Source organism: Acinetobacter sp. NS-4 (assembly GCF_037402435.1).
Classification (GTDB): Bacteria; Pseudomonadota; Gammaproteobacteria; order Pseudomonadales; family Moraxellaceae; genus Acinetobacter.
Map to the genome: position 1 here is coordinate 23,111 of NZ_JBBEUE010000006.1, position 17,511 is coordinate 40,621.

At 38.0% G+C, this 17,511-nt stretch carries 12 protein-coding genes; 9 read left to right on the plus strand and 3 right to left on the minus strand.

The features are described 5' to 3' along the window. Positions 1-6 precede the first annotated feature (6 nt). Genes tssK through tssH form a run of 3 tightly spaced genes read right to left on the minus strand, consistent with a single transcriptional unit; the run spans position 7 to position 5,198 of the window. A complete protein-coding gene (gene tssK, locus WAE57_RS06475) occupies positions 7-1,371 on the minus strand; it encodes a type VI secretion system baseplate subunit TssK (RefSeq protein WP_337709360.1) in 1,365 nt (454 codons plus the stop codon). A 5-nt stretch (positions 1,372-1,376) separates the two neighbouring features. After that, positions 1,377-2,507, minus strand: coding sequence for a type VI secretion system protein TssA (gene tssA, locus WAE57_RS06480; RefSeq protein ID WP_337709362.1), 1,131 nt, complete (start codon positions 2,505-2,507; stop codon positions 1,377-1,379). 36 nt (positions 2,508-2,543) lie between these two features. Next, positions 2,544-5,198 (minus strand): type VI secretion system ATPase TssH, encoded by a 2,655-nt coding sequence (gene tssH, locus WAE57_RS06485; protein ID WP_337709364.1) that lies wholly within the window; start codon positions 5,196-5,198, stop codon positions 2,544-2,546. Positions 5,199-5,565: 367 nt separating this feature from the next. Here tssH and WAE57_RS06490 point away from each other — a divergent pair, with 367 nt between their 5' ends. The 9 genes from WAE57_RS06490 (at position 5,566) to tssM (ending at position 17,465) form a co-directional block, all read left to right on the plus strand. After that, on the plus strand, positions 5,566-6,270 hold the full coding sequence (locus WAE57_RS06490; protein ID WP_337709366.1) for a hypothetical protein: 705 nt from the start codon (positions 5,566-5,568) through the stop codon (positions 6,268-6,270). 15 nt (positions 6,271-6,285) lie between these two features. Continuing rightward, positions 6,286-6,789 (plus strand): type VI secretion system contractile sheath small subunit, encoded by a 504-nt coding sequence (gene tssB, locus WAE57_RS06495; RefSeq protein ID WP_337709368.1) that lies wholly within the window; start codon positions 6,286-6,288, stop codon positions 6,787-6,789. Continuing rightward, on the plus strand, positions 6,782-8,263 hold the full coding sequence (tssC, locus tag WAE57_RS06500) for a type VI secretion system contractile sheath large subunit (protein ID WP_337709370.1): 1,482 nt from the start codon (positions 6,782-6,784) through the stop codon (positions 8,261-8,263). Before tssB ends, tssC begins: the two co-directional genes overlap by 8 nt. Before the next feature lie 64 nt (positions 8,264-8,327). Further along, positions 8,328-8,831 carry a type VI secretion system tube protein Hcp gene (locus WAE57_RS06505; RefSeq protein WP_086176769.1) on the plus strand — a complete coding sequence of 168 codons (504 nt, stop codon included), beginning with the start codon at positions 8,328-8,330 and terminating at the stop codon, positions 8,829-8,831. Positions 8,832-8,910: 79 nt separating this feature from the next. Continuing rightward, the gene (tssE, locus tag WAE57_RS06510; protein WP_337709373.1) at positions 8,911-9,387 is read left to right on the plus strand and encodes a type VI secretion system baseplate subunit TssE; all 477 of its coding nucleotides are present in this window, start codon (positions 8,911-8,913) and stop codon (positions 9,385-9,387) included. Positions 9,388-9,398: 11 nt separating this feature from the next. Then, positions 9,399-11,207: a type VI secretion system baseplate subunit TssF gene (tssF, locus tag WAE57_RS06515; protein WP_337709375.1), complete on the plus strand. Its 1,809-nt coding sequence runs from the start codon at positions 9,399-9,401 to the stop codon at positions 11,205-11,207. Continuing rightward, positions 11,171-12,166, plus strand: coding sequence for a type VI secretion system baseplate subunit TssG (gene tssG / locus WAE57_RS06520; RefSeq protein WP_337709378.1), 996 nt, complete (start codon positions 11,171-11,173; stop codon positions 12,164-12,166). The genes tssF and tssG overlap by 37 nt, the downstream gene beginning before the upstream one ends. After that, complete coding sequence (locus WAE57_RS06525; RefSeq protein WP_337709379.1) at positions 12,163-13,581, plus strand: hypothetical protein; 1,419 nt, start codon at positions 12,163-12,165, stop codon at positions 13,579-13,581. Before tssG ends, WAE57_RS06525 begins: the two co-directional genes overlap by 4 nt. Before the next feature lie 56 nt (positions 13,582-13,637). Further along, on the plus strand, positions 13,638-17,465 hold the full coding sequence (gene tssM, locus WAE57_RS06530; RefSeq protein ID WP_337709382.1) for a type VI secretion system membrane subunit TssM: 3,828 nt from the start codon (positions 13,638-13,640) through the stop codon (positions 17,463-17,465). The last annotated feature ends 46 nt before the right edge of the window (positions 17,466-17,511 follow it).

Genomic DNA, 17,511 nt, shown 5'->3' on the forward strand with positions numbered 1-17,511 from the left:
GGCTCCTTAGCTATTGATCACGGCAATAATATCCACCGAAATATCCTGAAACCCGGCCGGGATATAAATACAAATCGATTCAGCATCCAGCATCCGCTGATATAACTCATTATTTGGTTCAATTTCAAAATAACTGACACCAGAACGTACCGGAATTGCGGTTGGAATTTGCATTAAGTGATGTAAAGGAATAACAGGCAGGGCAGCAACAACACGTTGTTCAACATCCACGGAATTACCGACTTTAAAGCGCAGCGGTACCAATTGAACCAGTTCATGGCTTTGCATCATGCCACTCGAAACAGCAATATAAAGTCGTGTGTCACGGGTAATTTTGTCGGACTCCAGACTTCCAATCCAGTAGGATGGACGTGCTTCTTTTAGGGCAATGCTGATATAGCGATTGGAAATAATGGTATCGAGTAAATCGCGTAAAATGGCATCGAGCTGTGAAAAGCTTTCCTGTAAATGATGATGCTGATAATGAGGCAATTGATCCACTTCATATGCCGTAGAAAAGGTGAGCAGTGATCCAGTTAAGCGGAGCAATTCAAAGAATAATCGTTCCGGATGAATATGTGGATATTGTAAAAGATGATTCAGGGTCGCATATGCTGTATTTAAGGCATTGACTAACCAGAAAGAAACGATATCTCCTGAACGAAATTCAATAAGTTTTTGCTCATTTTCACGATTGTTGCTTTGAATGGTGTTAATTTTTGCCTGAATTACATTCAAGCTACGTTTTAAAGCTGACATCAGACTTGCAGATGCATCAATATGCAAGATGGGTGGAATAAACTTAGCATCGAATTCAAAATTTCCCGAACTTTGACGTTTAACTTTTGCCACCGCTAAATATAAGAAGCCATCTAGCTCATGATTGGGTTCAATGCCAGATTCAAGCAATTTAAATTCTGCACGGCGTCTTAATAAGGTGATATCTGCCGCTGTCGCATCGGTAAATAAATCATGTGTTTCAGTTAAATGTGAGTGATAGCGGCCAGGTTGGTGACTATTGTGACAAGATACATTCGGTTTATTCGGTTGTATCATCGGTAAGGCCAAATAAACCGTCATTTCTCCACGTAAGGTTAAATCATCCAGCTGAATCGGTTCGGGTAATAAGTCACGTGCTGGTGCTTGGTAAATCTCGCCATCTTGCCAGAGCATTTCCACTTTTTCTAAAGCCAGCACATGGGTACTTAATTGTACTTCATCAAATTGAATGGATTGGACACCATAAGCGAAAGGAATGGTGGAGCGTATAGTGTGATTTAAGCGCTGTTCATGATAGGCATCTTGTAATTGAAAATGCTGCGGACGTAAAAATAAGCCTTCGCCCCAAAGAATTTTTTCTGCTTTAAACATTAAATTTACCAATCGTTATTTGTGTTATGAATATTGTTTTGTACACCCAAAAGTTCATGTACTGTCTCTAAAGGATTTTCGTTTTTAATCACCTGGCTTAGCCATTCATGTAAAGGCATCTGACTCCACTTAATGGTTTTTTGTAGCAGATAGCTGACCGGACTATGTGGCTCATTAAGCTGAAAATAATCGGCAATCTCTTGTAAAAGCTGCATGGCTTGTTCACGATTAGCCAAATGATTTTGCGCTTGTGGCTGAAATTTCTGTGTACGGGTTATGGCTGTGCTGCTAGTCTCATCAATAGCTGAGTGTATCGTTTCAGGTGAAATGGATATACCAGTGATGGGGTTTGATGGAGTTGTGATTGCTGCTACTGGATTAAGGGCATCGGTTTTATAGATTTTTTTCAGACTGCCATGAATGGATTCCAGCTGAGCATCAATAGCTGCAAAACTTGGAGCATCTAAACCCATTAAGCCATCAAGCACATCTTTTAAAATATTCCATTGCTTTAAAATTTCTAAAAAGGCTTGGTAATTTTGATATTGAAAAGATTTTGAACTATTCAATAATGCCTGTTCAAACTGCTCTAAGGAGGTGTGAAGATATATTTCACTGTTTTCTTCGCCATGCTTACGGCATAAATTTTGATGATGCAATATACCGTCATAGTCCATTAAACAATAAAAAGGCGAAGTATCATCTACAAGTGAGATATTCTTAATCAACACGGGCAGTTGATTAATCAGTCCTTGCAATAAGCCCAGACGTTGTTCCAAATCACCATCTTCAATTTCAGGATGCAAGCCTGCCCAGAAATGACTTAAGCTACGTTGGGTTAATTCCAGACCATTGGCTACGCCATCAAAACCATACAGCTTGGACCATGCTTCAACCAGCCAGCTATATAATCGAATATCTTTGGTTTTTTCAGTTAATAATTCAGTAGATTTTGTATGTACAAACCCCCAATCGGCCTGTTTGGGTTGTGCAATCCAGTCACCTTGATCTAATCGTGGATCATCCTGAATTTTTGCTTTTTTAATCGCATGAAATTCATTGGAAAGAGAACAATCCATTCCACAAGGGGCTTCATCTGAAATTGCCTTTAATAATAATTCGAGTTCTAAACTCATGTTCTGCCTTTCTGATTTTTTAAAAGTTTTTATAAATTATGTTTCAGTGACTCTGGTTTTTTGAGTACGTTTTTTTGTTGTTTTTGCAACAGGATCGAGCTGATAAACAATGTCGTTATCCTGAACTTTAATATAAATCTGCTTCGGTAAGTTTTGCTCTGCCAGGCAAACTAAAATGTGTGTGGCTAAAGCGGGTAATACTGACGCATTGAGGATGTTATCGACATTGCGAGCACCACTATCAATTTCAGTACAACGGCTGAGCAGTAATTCAATCAGATCTTCGTTATAAGTAACTTGAGTCGTGTATTGTTGTTCTAAGCGTGCAGTAATTTTATTTAATTTATGCTTGATAATACGAACCAGTAATTCATCATGCAAAGGGAAGAAGGGCACGATACGCATGCGACCCAAAAATGCCGGTTTAAATCGTTTGTACAAACTTGGCTTTAGAAGATCAATTAATTTCTCTGCTGTTGGCCATTGCTTAACTGCTGAGTTTAAGCAGGCTTGCATAATGCTACTTGAACCAACATTGGAGGTTAACAGGATGGTAGTATTTTTAAAATCAATTAGACGACCTTCACCATCTTCAAGCATGCCTTTGTCAAAAACTTGATAAAATAATTCCTGAACATCACTATGGGCTTTTTCAATTTCATCCAATAAGACCACACTGTAGGGGTTACGACGTACCGCTTCAGTTAAGATGCCACCTTGGCCATAACCGACATAGCCCGGAGGTGCTCCTTTAATCGATGAAATGGTGTGGGATTCCTGATATTCAGACATGTTGATGGTAATCAGATGAGATTCACCACCGTATAATTCATGAGCCAGTGCTAAAGCGGTTTCTGTTTTACCTACACCACTTGGACCTACCAATAAGAATACCCCTTGTGGCTTATTGGGATCTTCAAGTTTGGCTTTAGCGGTTTTTATACCTTGAACCAGTTGATGTAAGGCATCATCCTGTCCCATAACTCGTGCTGAAAGCTTATCTTTTAAAGTCAGAATTTGTTTAATTTCATTATTGGCCATTTTTCCCACAGGAATTCCGGTCCAATCAGAAATAATTTCATGAATAATCTGCGTATTCACGCGTTCAAAAACCAGCGGAGTTGTACCTTGAAGCTGAGCCAGTGCATGACGCAATTGAGCAATATGACTTGAGGTATCGTGATGTTCAATTTCTTTAATATTGTTTACCAGCTGCAGTTCTTTTTGCCATTGAACTTGTGTATCACTGATTTCCTGAGCTAATGCAGAAATTTTAGCTTTCAGCTCAATGATGCGTTCATGGTAAATCAGCATATTCTGCTGTTCTTGTTCTAGAATCTCCTGTTCTAGATTCAGGTTATGCCACTGTGCCTGTAACTGATCTAACTTAACCGGTTGTGCATTTTGAGTTAAGGCAACTCGGGCAGCTGCGGTATCCAGCACACTGATGGCTTTGTCTGGAAGTTGACGGCCACTGATATATCGATGAGAGCTATGCACTGCTGCAATAATTGCTTCATCATCAATTTGTACGTTGAAATGTTGGGTCATGACAGGAATCATGGCACGTAACATATCAATAGCGACAGCTTCAGTCGGTTCTTCTACCTTAACCACCTGAAAGCGACGACTGAGTGCTGCATCTTTTTCAAAAAACTGTTTATATTCAGCCCAAGTCGTTGCTGCAATGGTGCGTAATTCGCCACGCGCAAGCGCGGGTTTAAGCAGATTGGCTGCATCGTTTTGTCCAGCATGGCCACCCGCACCAATCAGGCTATGGGCTTCATCAATAAATAAAATAATGGGATGGCCAGAACACTGAACTTCCCGAATGACCTGCTTTAGACGATTTTCAAATTCACCTTTAACACTGGCACCTGCCTGTAAAAGCCCCATATCAAGGATATGTAAATGAACATTTTTTAAAGCTTCGGGAACCTGATTGTTAGCAATTTTCACAGCCAATCCTTCCACTACTGCGGTTTTACCGACTCCAGGATCACCCGTTAAAATTGGATTGTTTTGACGACGGCGCATTAGAATATCCAGCATCAAGCGAATTTCAAACTCACGGCCAATCACTGGATCAATTTCACCTTTTTTGGCTTTTTCAGTTAAATTAATGGTGTACTGATCTAAAGCAGGTGTTTTTAATATCTGTTCGGATAACTGCGTGGTTTTTATGGTCTCGGAATGAGTTGCATTCAGTTCCGATGCTTGTTCGATACTTTGTATACATACATCTAAAAAAGTATGTTTCATGTGATCTACTGGAAATAATTCAAATAAGCAAGAAGCACGGACAGCGATTTGATTAAGATCTGATGCTGTTAATAATGCTACCAGAAGATGGCCAGTTCGAATCAAAGGTTTTTGTTCTGCCGAGGCTAATAACCAGGCCTGTTCCAATAAACGCTCGATTGATTTTGCGAAAATAGGAGTACGCGTATTGCCTTTAGGCAATTGTGCAATACTTTTCTTTAAATCATCCATTAATCCACGGTGCGACACTTTATAGTTGTCCAATAGCAGTTGGATATCATGATTTACATGATTATGTAGAATTTCTAAAAAAAAGTGTTCAATTTCTATTTCATAATTCTGTTGAGCTATGCAGCTATTTGCCGATTTTTCCAGTGCTATACGGGCACAAGAAGATAATTTTGTAATCAAAATTTTTAAATTATTCATATCACACTCAACATCTGTAAAAGAACTTCAGTTTTTATTATGTTTATATACTGAAATGACTTGATTTTATTATTTTAAAATTTTATGTATTTAAAACAATATGTTATTATTTTTTTATAAAAATTATGTGCACATAATACACATAATTTTTATAAAATTAAAAAAAATATCTGGTGTTTTTTACATAAAACAACAATAAAAAGTGTTATTTCACATTCCATCCCTGTTGACTTAGGGTGGTTATTTTTTGTTAAATCTGTGCATGGATAAAAAGTCAAAATAATAAATTAAAGATGATAAAATCATTTAATGTGCTTAAACATATACTAATAATTAAATTTATAACTAGAAAAATTAGAGGCATCTTTTGAATAAATATAAGTTTTTTTTACCTTTGCTGGTCATGCTATCGATCAGTCCATTCACATTTGCGAGCGAAAATAATATTGAACTCAAAAAAGCTTGCATTAAGGATTATCCTTTAGTAGGCGATGAAACTGATCCAGAATTATTAAATATCTATCGTCAGATATGTGACAGAAAAAATAAGAAAAATATTGAATTGAAAAGCGATTTATCTATTCAAGCTGCTCAAAGATTTCAGGCCATAGGGAAAAATCTAAAAGCTTTGCAATGGGTCGAGGAGTTGCGTAAACAAAATGTTCAGCACAGAGATTTGACCGATGTTGCTTTTCTTGCCGGGGTAGGGATTAGCGAGAGTAATTTACAGTATATGCGTAATCATGAAATGCGTTATCTTAATGCGGAAAATACGTATCCTGCAGCAAAAAAATTGTCTGATCATATTCAGATTTCCTTACCTGAACCTGATACCTCTAATGCTAAAGCCGTTATAGCAAGCACGGTCAGACTAAAACAACGGGTAAAAAGCAGTACTTTATCAAATCGTACTGTTGGAAAAGCCAACTCATTAAGCCATCCCCAAAGTGTCAATTTACAGAGCAGGGCAATCAAAACATCTGCACGAAATACGACAGCGGCAACAAAACCGCAAAGCAACAATTCTATAACTTCGGGTTCAAGCCCATTTGCTTCATTTAATAAGAACTAAAATAGGACAGTCTTCATGGCTAAACGTGAAAGTGTACAAAAGAAATTACAACGTATTCGTCCACCCCGTGTACAACTGACTTATGATGTAGAAGTGGGCGATAGCAAAGAAATAAAAGAGTTGCCTTTTGTGGTTGGGGTGTTAGGTGACTTTTCAGCTGCTTCAGAATTAGAAAAGACCAAATTAAAAGATAAAAAATTTATCAATGTTGATTTGGATAACATTGATGAGGTGATGCAATCGCTGGCACCACGTGCTGCTTTTCAGGTTGAAAATACCTTGACCGAAGAAGGTGGTCGCATGTCCGTGGATTTAACTTTTAATGCAATGCAAGATTTCCGTCCCGAAAATGTCGTACAGCAGGTAGATCCCTTACGGAAGCTGGTTGAAGCACGAGAGCGTTTGACCGATTTGCGTAACAAGATTTCAAATAATGAACGTCTTGAAGATTTGCTGGATGAAATTTTAAAAAATACAGATCAAGTTCGGAAGTTAAGCGTGGAGGCAGAACATGAGTAATTTACAAGCTGCCACTGCCACCCATATGGATGTTAAAGAATTTACTTTGCTGGATTCAATTGTTGAGCAAAGTCGTATCGCACGTAATGAGGAAGAACATGATCGTGCAAAAAGCCTGATTGGAGAATTGGCCAAAGAAGTCATGGCTGGAACCATAACCGTTTCCGAAAATATGACCTTGTCGATTGATAAACGAATTGCAGAAATTGATGCACTAATTTCCAGGCAGTTAAGCAAAATAATTCATCATGAACAATTTCAAAAAATTGAATCAACCTGGAGAGGATTATATTATTTTTGTCAGGAAACACCGTCCCATTCTTTAATTAAAATTCGTATGCTCAATACCAGCAAAAAAGAACTGATTAAAGATTTTCAGGGGGCGACAGATTTTGATCAGAGTACGCTATTTAAAAAAATATACGAAGAAGAATATGGCTCATTTGGTGGTGCACCTTATGCCACATTGGTCGGTGATTTTGAATTTGACCGTACGCCATCCGATATGTATTTGCTGGAGCAGATTTCCCATGTTGCTGCAGCGGCGCATGCACCTTTTATTTCTGCAGCCAGTTCTAGCATGCTGGGCTTAGAGTCATTTACTGATATTGATCGCCCACGTGATGTTTCTAAAATTTTTGAAACTGCTGAATATGTTCAGTGGCGTTCATTTCGCGAAAGCGATGATGCCCGTTATGTGGCATTGACCATGCCGCGCGTATTAGGGCGTCTGCCATATCATCCTAAAGATGGCACTGTTACTGAAGGGTTTAACTTTATAGAAGAAGTTACTGGTCAAAACCATGCTGAATATTTATGGATGAACGCAGCATATGCCTTTGCGACACGTTTAACCAATGCTTTTGATATGCATGGGTGGTGCGCAGCCATTCGTGGCGTTGAAGGTGGTGGCCTGGTTGAAGGTTTGCCAGTACATACCTTCAAGACCAACGATGGTGAAGTGGTATTCAAGTGCCCAACTGAAATTGCCATTACTGACCGTCGTGAAAAAGAACTCAGTGATTTAGGATTTATCCCTTTAGTACATTGTAAAAATACCGATTATGCCGTTTTTTTTGGTGCTCAATCGACTCAAAAACCTAAAAAATATGATAGCGATAGCGCAAATGCCAATTCAGTATTATCCAGTCAAATTCAATATATTATGGCCGTTTCACGTATAGCACATTATTTAAAAGCCATGATGCGTGACAAAGTGGGAAGTTTTGCATCTGCGGGCAATGTGGAAGCATTCTTAAATGAATGGCTATCAAAATACGTTTTGTTAGATGATGGTGCATCACAAGAAGCAAAAGCACAATATCCGCTTCGTGAAGCATCAGTAAAAGTTGTAGAAAACCTGGCTCAACCTGGGCACTACAAGTCTGTGGTCTTTTTACGACCACATTTTCAATTGGATGAGTTGTCGGTTTCATTGCGACTTGTTACTGAGTTACCTCAGTCTTCTAACTAAATAGCATGTTTAATTAGAATGCAATTTTATAATAATTTAAAAATGAATCAGGAAAATATAAAAAATGAAAGATATATACGTACAATTTCGAGGCAAATATAAAGTTGATGGCGAATCTCGTGACTCCGAGCACAAAGACTGGTTAGAAGTAAATTCTTGGGCACACAATATCCGCCAACCCAAATCTGCGACATCTTCAAGTGTAGGTGGCCATACTGCCGAGCGTGTTGAGCACTCAGATATGCTTTTTGTGAAAGATTTGGATGCAACAAGTCCAAAACTTTGGGAAGCATGTTCTGCTGGTTATACCTTTGACGAAGTTCAAATCGATTTTTACCGTGCCAATGGTGATAAGCGTATTAAATATCTTCAAATTAAATTAAAGCATGTGCTTGTTTCGAGCGTTACGCCAAACGTGAATGAAGAAGGTGTACCCACTGAATCGTTAGGTCTGAAATATGCTGCCGTAGAATGGACCTATAACCAGCAAGATATTAATGGCACACAAAAAGGTGCTGTCACCAAGAAATGGTCACTTTCTAATAATACAGCTTCTTACGCTGCATAATGGACTGACCTAAATAGTGGCCAACTGCCGTTGGTCACTATGAGTGATTTTTAATTTTCATTATTAAATAATAAAAAACATGAACTTAGATCAATTATATCCCTACGGCTTTAAAAAGACTTTATTCGACCTCTTATCCACTGAATCCGAACAGCATGCCCGGGGGATTTCACTTCAGCAATTACGAGAATCTGTAGCCTCGGATCTAGAGGATTTACTGAATAGTCGTATGGCGCTGTTGGATGGTGTAATTGATGATTTTCCTTTAGCAAAACAGTCTGTTTTGCTATTTGGGATTATTGATTTTGTTGGATTATCTACGGCCAATCCCATCGATCGGGATAAAATTTGTCAATCTATCGAACAATCAATTGCTGCGCATGAACCGAGATTAAAACAGGTTAAGGTCACCATGTTATTTGATGGCCATAATATGGGGGCATTGTCTTTAAGTATTCAAGCTTACTTAAACATTCAGCCTTTATTTGAGCCGGTTATTTTAGATGTTTTACTGAAACCAACCACACAACAATATGTTATTTCCGCAAGATCTTAAGTGGGTTTGCTGTGATTGAAGAACTGTTACCGTATTATGAAAAGCAATTACAAGAATTTGGGCAACAATCGCGTGAATTTGCACAAAAATATCCAAAAATTGCTCAACGCTTATCCCTCAATCAAGAGCAAGTAGATGATCCGCATATTGAGCGTTTGATTCAGGCTTTTTCCTTAGTGGCTGCGCGTATTGATAAAAAATTAGCCGACAGCTATGAGGTGTTTACCCGCTCATTATTTGAAGTGATGTTTCCTCAGTATCTTAAGCCATTTCCTGGATGTTCAGTGGTCAGTTTTGAAGATATAAACAAGTTAAAACAGCTAACTGAAGTACATGAAATTCCTAAAGCGACTTCGTTAAAGTCACGCAGTTTTAAAGGTGTACAGTGTGAATTTACCACGACACAGCCTGTTCGATTATTACCAATCGCTTTAAATTATTTAGATTTTAAAACCCATCCTGGTGCATACATGCATTTAAATCAGAATGCGACACTCAGTTTAAGTTTTGAAATTTATCAACCTAGTCTAAGGCTGTTGATCAATGAAAATTTACCGATTTACCTTGATGCTATTGCAAATTTTCCTTTACAGGTTTTGGATAGTATATTTCATGCCAGAACAGGATTTTCATTAAAAATTGGCAACCGTATTATTGAAATTTCCAATCCATTTACAGTCATGGGATTTGCTGAATCTGAAAGCTTATTGCCGATTGATCAGCATACGCATCATGCTTATCGTTTGCTGATGGAATACTTTTGTTTTGCTGAAAAATTTAATTATCTCAATCTTGATTTAAGTTTCTTAGAACATTTAGCAGCGAAAGATACCGAATTTGAGATCTTGATTCATTTTAAATTGAATTTAAATGATCAGGCCTGTATTCGAAATTATAACGAGCTAAATGTTGCAAACTTTAAACTGTTTGCAACACCTGTAGTGAACTTGTTTTATAAACAGGCAGAACCGCAGAAAATAAGCCATAAACAATTAGAATATCCATTGCTTACCGATGCACATCATCCTGAATTTTATCAATTATATTCAATAGTGAAGATGAACATGATTCGGGAAAAAAGTAATCAGGATCAGATTGTTGTTCCAATTTTACCCTTTTTTGCCATGAGTCATTATCACCAGCATAGTGAGCAATATTTTTATAGTTTAAACCCTACACCATTACAGAATAATTCAGTGGGAACCTATTATTCCATTATTTCCAAATCTTTGTCGCCACATAGTACCAGGGCTGATTTTATTAGTGCGCAATTGCTTTGCTGCAATAAAGACTTGCCGTATGAAGCCTTAAGTCAGGCCAAAAATGTTCTGAATTTGAATGATAGTCATCTTGCACGGCGAGCATTGATTCTCAAGCGACCGACCAAGCCTTATTACTTTGAGCAAAATAAAAAAGAACAATGGCGCATAATTTCTCATTTATCTTTAAATACTTTGTCGCTGATGAAAGGGGATGCTATTAGTCATATTAAGGAACTATTAGCACTTTATAATTTGCCTAAATCGAAAGAAAACCAACAAATTATCGATGCCATTAAAAAGATAGATTTTTCTTTGACCCAAAAATTGGTTGAAGCCCAACCTTTTCCCTTATTTGTCCGGGGCATCAAAGTGAATGTGGTAATAGATTCACAAATTTTTAAAGGACATAGTCTGTATATTTTCACTCAACTTTTAAGTCATATTTTTAATTTAAAAGTACAAATGAATAGTTATGTTGATCTTGTGATCTGCGATTCAAATACCCAACAGGAGTTATACCAATGCGTGCAGAACGTTGGTGGCAAGAAGCTTCTGTAATTGATGATCTGATTACAACTCCGACAGCTTATGAGTTTACTCAGGCGATTCGTTTGTTGCGTCACAGGCCATATTCATCAACAACCCAGTACTGGGCAAATGATTTTAAATTTTATAGTTCTTTAAATCTTAATTTTCCCGTGACTGAGATTGAAAGCTTAAGCTTGGATAATAAATATATTCAGATCACTAATCTAATGATGGGTTTAACCGGTATACAAGGCGCTTTACCTTATAGCTACACCCATAAAATTAAACAAAGTCGTCGTCAGCAAAAACAGGAAACACTTCACTTTCTAGGCTTATTTAATCATAAGTTGACCGCACAATATGTCGATGCAAGTCTGGCCTATTATTTGCCTATACGTTATGAAATTGAAAGGGAAAATGATTATCTGGATATTTTGCATGCCTTAAATGGTTATGTCAAAACACAACAGAATCAGCCTGAATTGGAAGATTATTTTGCTGAATTTTCGGGTTTAATGCAGGGCCAAAATAATACAGCCTATGCTTTAAAAACTATGCTGACTTGTATTTTCAAAACTGAATTTGTCATAAAAGAGTGGGTGGAAGAAAAATTTAAATTAGAGGATGCACAAAAAACAAATTTAGGCGGTTTAAATGCCGGGTTGCTCGGAATGAATACCTTTTGTGGCGATAGTATTCGTCAAATGGGTGGGAAAATAGAAATTCAGATTGGACCATTATCTAGAACTGATTATCTCAGCTTTTTACCTCAGCAAAAGATGAGTGAAAAATTAAAGAAAATACTTTCAACCTGGTGTAGCCCAACGATGATGGTGGATTTGCGTTTAATTCTAAAAAAAGAAGACATCCAGCCCCTTTGCCTGGATTTAAGATCAGAACAGGGCTTGGCCCAGGGCGTTTTTTTAATGCCTAAACATACGGAAGCCAATTCAGAGACATGTTATACATTATTAGGAGACATGCAATGAATAAGCTGATGCTGGGAACTTTGAGCAGTATTTTTCTATTGCTGAGTATGGTCATTATTTATTACTGGCGTGATATCCAATATGATCCTTCAGCTCTAGATTTGGTCTCATACTTTTTTATTCTACCTGTCCTTTTATCTTTAATTTTGCTTGCGCCATATTTCATTTATCAGGCTTATCGGGCATATATACGGCGTCAAGAACAGCAAAATCGAACCTTATTAGAACAGCAGCAATTGAATAAAGCTCAGACACATAAGGAGCCCAAAATTGAAGAGATTAAATGGCTTAATTTAAATGTCTTTTCATCATTTGCATGCCATGCATTTGGTGAAAATGAAACAATTATAGATGGGCTAAAAAATTTTAAAACGCCGGAATTAGATTATAACTTGGCAAATAGTTATGGTTTACCTGTGTTATCGTACAGAATTCATCCACTTGATCATGTAGTAGAGCTACAGGAGGATGAGCAGAATAGCGGAGATCAAAAGGGTCGGTTAGCACGTATAAAAGCTTTAATTCAACAACAATTAGAACAACAAACTGAAATCTTATGGCAAGTGGCTGAACATTTAAAGCAATCTGCATTATTTTATGATAGTGAACTGGCCTATCAATATCAGATGCATCCTGCATGGAACACCCCCGATAGGCCAACCGATGATAAAGATGATCAGGACATTTCAATTGAGCATGTGTCCTGTCTAAATCGGCTAAATGTCCATCTCTTGTTATCAGACAACTTATTACAGGTTGGGGATGAACATTTAACTCAGGAAATAGTGCTTCATTTTATAGAATCATTCGGAGTTCTTTCGCAGCAAATACATCTGCAGCCGCATTATATTGCCCCGCAAAACGCTTATACATACTGGCTTAAATTATTGGAGAAAATTTCAGCACAAAGTGATGAATTTTCATTGCTCATCAATGTTGATTCGGAAATTGACCAAACATTGCTGGATGAAAAAATGTGGCTGAAGGATGATTATTTGGCAGCAGAATTTTCATCCAGCTGGTGTGTGGCGGCAGCAGATGTGAAGATCCATAATATAGAGGCCATCAAGGTGCTAAAAGTTGCGAGCGATGGAGATGACTTATCCATTCATCTCAATCAAGTAGTATCTCATCATGCAGATCAAATCCAACAAGAACAGCCTTTTGTATTGGTTTTAGATGATGCAACGGATATAAAAAGCATTAAAAAAAATAGTCAGAGATTTGCACCCGCTTTAATTGAACCCCATCATCTTTTATATACAAAACCAATGCTGGGTCATACACAACATCTGGCAAAGATTTTTGGCTTTATGTTGGGTATGCACCTGCCAGAGGAAATGACTGCAATGATTTACAGTAGTGATCAAACTTCAACCTATGCGTTTTTTCAAACTAACATTGCAGAAAATTAACTTGAAGTACTCACCATTTAAAGATGAATAAAAATAAATAGAATAACGAGAATCACATGTTTTATACCGTTTTAGCTTATGTCTGGCAATATGTAACCCATCCCAAAGTCATTATTGCACTCTCCTTTTTAGTGGCACTGGTTTCTTCCTATAACGTCATTCCGCGAAATATTTTTTGGGCGCTCGTTGCAGCCTATGTTTTTGCACTTATCGGCTATGGCGTATATCGGCTAATTCAAAAATATCGTTATGCACAACAGGGTGCAGTACTTGCTGAAGCTATTGAAAATGATACACAAGCTGAATATGGCAAGCAGAAAGATACGCAAGAATTACAGCTGATGAGTCAGCAAATGAAACAATCGATCCAGCTGATTCGTAAATCAAAGTTGGGAGATAAAAAAGGCAATGCAGCACTATATGAATTACCTTGGTATATGGTGATTGGCAATCCAGCTGCAGGTAAAAGTTCGGCAATTTATCATTCGGGGCTGAAATTTCCCTTTGAGGATTCCCATCAAAAAAAGGTTTCTTCTGGTCTAAGCGGGACACGAAACTGTGATTGGTTTTTCTCTACCGAAGGGGTGTTACTGGATACTGCCGGGCGTTACTCAGTTTATGCTGAGGATCATCCTGAATGGTTGGGCTTTTTGAACTTATTAAAGAAAAGCCGTATTCGAGCACCGGTTAACGGTTTAATTGTGGTGGTCAGCATTGCCGAACTGATCAGCCAAAGCCCAGAAAAATCAATCCAGTTGGCTAAAAATTTAAGAGCGCGCATTCAAGATATTACCGAACGTTTAGAGATATTTGCACCTGTTTATTTAGTATTTTCCAAAATGGATTTAATCGCAGGATTTACTGAATTTTTTGAATGTTATGACGTTGACGAGTTTGATCAGGTGTGGGGAGTGACTTTAAAGTACGAGCCAAATTCCGTCCAGAATGTAATGACGCTTTTTGAACAGCATTATGCAGTTTTATATGATGGTTTAAAAGGGCTAAGTACCACACATCTTAGTCGACGTCATAGCCAGAATATTTCACCAAGTGTGATGACATTTCCTTTAGAGTTCAAAAGTTTAAAACCAGTAATGAAAACTTTTATTGGGACTTTATTTGAAGAAAATCCCTATCAGTTTAAACCCGTATTCCGTGGTTTCTATTTTACCAGTGCCTTACAACAAGGTGTAATTGAAAGTCCAATGACCCAGCAGATTGCACAGGATTTTCATTTATCACAAAACTTAAATAGTGAAAATACTGGACTGGGTAATTCGACTTCACAAAACCATGGCTACTTTCTAAAAGGTTTATTTTCAAATGTGATTTTGAAAGACCAAAATCTGGTTAAACAGCATATTAATCCTGTACGTAAAAAACAACGTTACTTAGCATTTATCGCTGCCTTATTGGGTATATCCATTGTTTTAAGTTTATGGATTTGGTCATATCGGAATAATCAGCAACTGATTGCCGATGTGCAAGCCGATCTGAACAAGGTCGTACAATTGGAAAAGCAATCCGGGCAAGAACTCTCTACGCAACTGAATGCCTTGCTGATTTTACAGGAGCGTATGCAGCAGCTTGATCAATTCGAGGAAAATCAGCCTCTACAGTTTAGCTTTGGTCTGTATCAGGGGCATGCGTTGCTAGAAAAATTACAAACTGAATATTTAAAGGGCATTAGACAGCTGCTTTTGCAGCCAACCCAACAGAATATTGCACATTATTTACAGCGTATAAAAAGCAACGAAGCCACTTTAAAGGCCAATCATGTTAGTGTTGAAATAAAACAAGTCGATAAAAATCAGCAATATTTAGAACCATCTGAAAGCAATCCCCAAGATGCTTACAATGCCTTAAAGGCTTACTTAATGCTGAGTAATCCTCAATATATGGATTCAAGTCATTTAGGTGATCAGTTGACACGTTTCTGGCGTCCTTGGCTGGATTCAAATCTTGGCCTGATGCCACGCGGTGAAATGATCCAGAAAGCGGAGCAAATATTATCCTATAGCATCACACTGGTACATACTCAAAATTTTCCAATCCTTGAAGCAGACTCTTTGCTGGTTGATCAGACCCGTCAGGTTTTATTGGCTGTCATTCGGGGGATGCCTGCACGGGACCGTGTGTATAACGAAATCAAAATGCGTGCCGCAGTGCGCTATCCTGCTGTAACCGTAAAGCAGTTAGTGGGAGAAAATGGCCAAAATACAGTACTGGGAAGTTATGCCTTACCTGGCATGTTTACCTATAAAGCATGGACTGAATATGTAGAGAAAGCGATTGATGATGCAGCAAACCGCCCAATAGATAGCAAAGACTGGGTGTTAAATAGCACTCAATCGGATGATCTCACTTTTAGTGGCAGTTCAGACCAGATTCGCAAGCAATTATCAGCATTATATAAGCAGCAATATATCGCTGAATGGCGTAAATTTTTAAATGGCATTTATTATGCTAAAGCCAGTGATTTTAACCAACAAACAAAAAATATTGAAATCTTAGGCGAGCCAGAAAACTCACCCATTCGTGCCATTATTCAGCATATTGCTCAAGAAACCAGTTGGGATAATCCAGTGCTTCAGGCAGAATTGGCTGCACCAAAAACCGGTTTCATGGCATGGTTTAAAGCTAAAATTTTAACCCAGGATACACATAAAGTGACGAACCTGGCTTCGAATCAGGCACAAGGAGTCATTTCAAAAGAATTCCAGATGTTCTATCAACTGGTACGTAAACGCGATGATCAACAAAACAAATCTTTATTAGATGAATATATGCAATCACTTGCACAGGTCAGGAGCAAATTTAATGATCTGAATAGTACTGGGGATATTGGTCCGGCAGCCTTTATTTTAGTCAAGCAAACGATTAATGATCAAAACTCTGTTTTTAATAATAGCCAAAAAATAATTGATGAAAAAATGACTGTTGGACTGAATGACCCAGATCAGCAAGTTCTGCAAAAATTATTAATGAGTCCCTTAACTCAATCCTTTGCCTGCTTATTGATTCCAGCACAGCATGAAATGAATAAATTATGGATGATACAGGCGAATCAGCCATTTAGCGCTAACTTAAGTCAAAAATATCCATTTAACTCTTCTGCAACATTGCAGGCCACTCGCCAAGAAATCAGTCAAATTTTGGGTGAAAATGGCAGTATTGCACGTTTTGTCAAAGACTATCTCGATCCGTTGGTCATTCGTCGTGGCTATCTATTAACCTCCAAAACCTGGAAAGATTTGGGGGTTAGTCTGAATCCACAATTTGTAATGAATTTCCAAAGTTATGTGGCACCCAATAATGGCATGGCAACAGGGGAGCTGAACCAAACAACGGCAACAGCAGTAAGCAATCAATCCAATTTCCAGTTTTATCCTTTAGAAAATCCACAACTTCTGTCTTATACCATTGATATTGATGGCCAAAGAATGGTCTATGAAAATGGCATTCAACAATGGGTTAATTTTGTCTGGCCAAATCAAGGTTCTATTCCGGGTGCACGTATTAGCGCGGTAGATTTGCAAGGACAAATGCATACCATCTTGGATGAACCAGGGGAATATGGCATTAACCGCCTCATTGATCATGCACAGCGTACACAACGTGGCGATAGTTTTGAGATGATCTGGAAAGATCAACAAAATCCTGAGCTAGCCGTAAAAGTTAATTTCCGTTTGATTAGTGGTAATTCAGGACATATTGGTTCGAGTCGTGGGTATGCCGGCATGCAACTGGTTGATCAGGTGGTGAATGATAAATCGGTTCGTGTGGTTGCAGCACAGACAGTCCCAACCACCCTAGCAGTGGTTAAAACAAATGCCACTCCTGCATTAACAAGTATGAATAATGGTGGTGGAGTTATCCCATGATGGATATAAAGCATATCATCCGCACATCAAAAAGAGGGGGAGCATA

What these genes read in the sequence shown, in the direction of transcription:
- tssK (WP_337709360.1), bottom strand. Translation starts at nt 1,371, where the DNA reads ATGTTTAAAGCAGAAAAAATTCTTTGGGGCGAAGGCTTATTTTTACGT.
- tssA (WP_337709362.1), bottom strand. Translation starts at nt 2,507, where the DNA reads ATGAGTTTAGAACTCGAATTATTATTAAAGGCAATTTCAGATGAAGCC.
- tssH (WP_337709364.1), bottom strand. Translation starts at nt 5,198, where the DNA reads ATGAATAATTTAAAAATTTTGATTACAAAATTATCTTCTTGTGCCCGT.
- tssB (WP_337709368.1), top strand. Translation starts at nt 6,286, where the DNA reads ATGGCTAAACGTGAAAGTGTACAAAAGAAATTACAACGTATTCGTCCA.
- tssC (WP_337709370.1), top strand. Translation starts at nt 6,782, where the DNA reads ATGAGTAATTTACAAGCTGCCACTGCCACCCATATGGATGTTAAAGAA.
- WAE57_RS06505 (WP_086176769.1), top strand. Translation starts at nt 8,328, where the DNA reads ATGAAAGATATATACGTACAATTTCGAGGCAAATATAAAGTTGATGGC.
- tssE (WP_337709373.1), top strand. Translation starts at nt 8,911, where the DNA reads ATGAACTTAGATCAATTATATCCCTACGGCTTTAAAAAGACTTTATTC.
- tssG (WP_337709378.1), top strand. Translation starts at nt 11,171, where the DNA reads ATGCGTGCAGAACGTTGGTGGCAAGAAGCTTCTGTAATTGATGATCTG.
- WAE57_RS06525 (WP_337709379.1), top strand. Translation starts at nt 12,163, where the DNA reads ATGAATAAGCTGATGCTGGGAACTTTGAGCAGTATTTTTCTATTGCTG.
- tssM (WP_337709382.1), top strand. Translation starts at nt 13,638, where the DNA reads ATGTTTTATACCGTTTTAGCTTATGTCTGGCAATATGTAACCCATCCC.